General features: G+C 76.0%; 4 protein-coding genes. 1 reads left to right on the top strand and 3 read right to left on the bottom strand.

Going from position 1 to position 3,015, the window contains the following annotated elements:
- Positions 1–50: 50 nt before the first annotated feature.
- The 3 genes from ABZU52_RS32255 to ABZU52_RS32245 all read right to left on the bottom strand — a co-directional run bounded on the left by ABZU52_RS32255 (position 51) and on the right by ABZU52_RS32245 (position 2,566).
- Positions 51–512, bottom strand: a complete 462-nt coding sequence (locus ABZU52_RS32255) for a hypothetical protein (protein ID WP_354974691.1) — start codon at positions 510–512, stop codon at positions 51–53.
- Complete coding sequence (locus ABZU52_RS32250) at positions 487–1,152, bottom strand: sigma-70 family RNA polymerase sigma factor (RefSeq protein ID WP_354974690.1); 666 nt, start codon at positions 1,150–1,152, stop codon at positions 487–489. The genes ABZU52_RS32255 and ABZU52_RS32250 overlap by 26 nt, the downstream gene beginning before the upstream one ends.
- A gap of 103 nt (positions 1,153–1,255) precedes the next feature.
- A complete protein-coding gene (locus ABZU52_RS32245) occupies positions 1,256–2,566 on the bottom strand; it encodes a S8/S53 family peptidase (protein ID WP_354974689.1) in 1,311 nt (436 codons plus the stop codon).
- 179 nt (positions 2,567–2,745) lie between these two features.
- Here ABZU52_RS32245 and ABZU52_RS32240 point away from each other — a divergent pair.
- Positions 2,746–3,015, top strand: a 270-nt coding sequence (locus ABZU52_RS32240; protein ID WP_354974688.1) for a hypothetical protein, incomplete at its 3' end; no start/stop codon positions are given.

The raw sequence follows: 3,015 nt of genomic DNA, 5'->3' as shown, positions 1-3,015 counted from the left end.
GCGCCGGGCGGGCCCCCCGGCGCCCGCCGCCGTCCCGGACGGACGGTGGGTCAGCGCAGCGAGACCCAGGTGGTGGCCACCGCGTAGCCGTCGGTGTGGGCGCGCAGCCGGACCGGGCCGGGCGGGGGAGCGCCCAGCGAGAAGAAGCCCACCGCGTCGACCGGCGCCTCCGCGTACGTGCCCGAGGCGGTCTGCGCGGACACCCGCCCACCCCGGGGCGGGGAGAGTTGACCGACGATGCCGGCGTCGGTCACCTCGATCTCCAGCGTCACCACGGCACTGCGGAACGACAGCGTCCGCGTCGACCCGGCCGACCGGGTCAGCGCCGGCGCCGCGTCGCACGCCGAGTCGAACGTCAGCTCGGCGAGCGCCACCTCCGCATCGACGTTTCGCCAGGCGAACGCCGCCCGCGCGGCGGTCAGGAACTCCTCCGGGACCGACCCGACCTCCCGCAGCGCCGCACCCAGCTCGGCGGTCAGGGCCGCGTCATCGGCCGGCGGCAACGGCTCCATCGCGTTCACCTCCGTTCGCCCGGGTCGCGGCCGTTCCGAGGAACGGGGCGAGCGCCGGGCAGTCCCGTAGCCGGCGCAGGCATCTGGCCTGGGTCGGCCCGATGCTGCCGACCGGCACGCTCAGCCGTTCGGCGATCTCCCGGTAGCTGGCCGGCGGGTCGGCGGTCAACAGGGCCAGCAGCTTCTGGCAGCGCGGCGGCAGCTGCGCGAAGCCCTCCCGCAGTGCCTGCCGCCGCTCCGCGCGCAGCAGTTCCTCGTCGGGGGCCGCCACGTCCGCCGTGCGGGAGAAGCCATGGTACGCGTCCAGCGCGTCGTCGTACGGGTCGAAGAGCTGGGTGCGACGGCCGAGGCGGGACAGCCGGTAGCACTCACGCCGGGCCGTGGTCGCCAGCCAGGAGGCGAGGGCCTGCGGGTCGCGTACCCGGCTCAGCTGCTCGACGAGACGCAGCCAGACGGTCTGGTTGACGTCGGCGGCGTCGGCGCGGCTCAGGTCGTACGCCCGGATCACCGAGTAGACGAGCGGGGTGTACCGGTGGACCAGCTCCACCCACGCCGACTCGTCCCCGCCCGCCGCGGCGGTCACCAGGTCGGTCGCGCTCGGGTCGGTCACGGCGACGCCGTCCGCCGGCTGGTGCGGCACTGCTCCGTCGCTCGCGGCCGCTCGTTCCCGCCGCCGCAACGCTGCGCCCGGCACCGGCCGGGACCACCGCACGGTGCTGCTGATTCGCTCGCGGCCCGCTCGCTCATCCGACGAGCACGCCGTAGTCGGGGTGCCAGCGCGGCGCCGCGAGCAGCGCCAGCCGGGCCGCGTCGGCGCTCAGGCCGCCGGCGGTCATCAGGGCGGCGAGCCGACCGGAGACGTGCGCCGTGGCGAACGAGGTACCGGCCCAGGCGGCGAAGCCGTGGAACACCCGGGTCGGCCGGCCCGGCAGCGGCAAGAGCCCCTCGACGTACGTGCTGTGGCGCTCGCCGACCGCACAGACGTCGATCCATGGCCCGTACCCGCTGTAGCTGGCTGGCACCACGCCACCGGAGTCCTGGCTGACCGCCGCCACCGCGACGACCCGGCCCAGCGCGGCGGGCCAGATCGGCCGGCTGGTGCCGGCGTTGCCCGCCGCCGCGACCACGGCGCTCGTCGCGGGTAGCGCGGCCACGGCGTTGGCCAGGGGCAGCGACGGCTGGTCGTCCTGGGTGAACCCGCCCAGGGACAGGTTGACCACGGACACCGCCGGCGCGAGTCGGGCCATCGCGGCCACCACCGACGCCTCGTCGCCGAGGCCGGTGGCGGTCAGCGCCTGCTCCGGGTCGACCCGGACCCCCGGCGCGGCCTGCCGCACCACCCCGGCGACGAAGGTGCCGTGCCCGCCCTGCGGGGCGAGCACATCGGTGTGCACGTAGAGCGGGTCCTCGTCGTCGACCTCCGGCAGGTACGCCCCGCCGAGCCACTGCGGGTGGTAGCCGCCGGCCTGCCGCCACATGCCGGTGTCGCAGATCCCGACGGTCACCCCGGCGCCCTCACCCAGCCGGGCCGGGTCCGGCGGCGGCAGCGCGGCGACCGTCGTGGGCGGGCTGCCCGGGTTGCCCATGATGTTGCCGAGGCCCAGCAGCACGTGGTGCGGCTGCACCTTCGGCACCGGCTGCCCCGGCCACTGCTGGGGGTCGCGCAGCTTGGTCACGAGCGCGGGAACGTCGGTCTCCCGGTCGAAGAGCAGCCGGGTGACCCCGGCGAAGCCGTCGCCCACGGCCACCAGGTGGCCGCGGGCACGCAGCCAGGCGGTGACCCGCTGGGCGTCGGCGTTGGCGGCCAGCAGCTGCCGTGGCCGGTAGAGGAACTCCCGGCCCGGCATGGTGTGCCGGCGGACGTTCTTGTCGGCAGCCAGCGCCTCGTCGAAGGCGCGCTGGTAGGCGGCGTCGTCCGCGCCGTCGCCGCGGGCCGGGGCCGCACGGGACCCGGCGGCGAAGGACGCTGCGGCGGCCAGCGCGGACGCGGCCAGCAGTCGCCGTCGGGACAGTTGGCCGGCCGGGCGCGGCGCGGCGGGATGGTCAGGCGACACGGGTCCTCCATGCGGTCGGCAGAAGCGCCCGCCACTGGCCGGCGTGGCCACGTTTCCCGGGTGTCGTCGATTCTTCCAAAGCATAGTTGCGTGTCAATGGCGTTAATGGTTGGTTCGGATTCCCGACAGGCTCGCACAGACATTGACGGCTGGGCATCAGTTCGGGAACTCTGTGGAGCATGCCCGACAGCACCGGTTCCGGTGCCGGCACGGCCCAGGCGGCGCTTGACGCCGTCCAGCGCTACCCGCGCGAGGCGATCGCGATCGCCCAGCGGGTGCTGGCCGCCGGGCCCGGGGCCGACGAGCGCTCCACCGCCGAGCGGGCCGTCGGTCTGGCCCTGCGGGAGCTCAACGATCTGCCCGGCGCGCTGCGCCACCTGCGCCGCGCGGTCCGGGCCGCCGGCACGCCCCGGACCCGGGCGTTGGCCCGGATGAGCCTGGGCTACGTG

The organism is Micromonospora sp. NPDC005220, from assembly GCF_040607895.1.
In the GTDB taxonomy this organism is placed as follows: Bacteria; Actinomycetota; Actinomycetes; order Mycobacteriales; family Micromonosporaceae; genus Micromonospora.
Note: the sequence above shows the minus strand (reverse complement) of the source record. Positions and strands in the feature narration are given on the sequence as shown.

What these genes read in the sequence shown, in the direction of transcription:
- ABZU52_RS32255 (WP_354974691.1), bottom strand. Translation starts at nt 512, where the DNA reads ATGGAGCCGTTGCCGCCGGCCGATGACGCGGCCCTGACCGCCGAGCTG.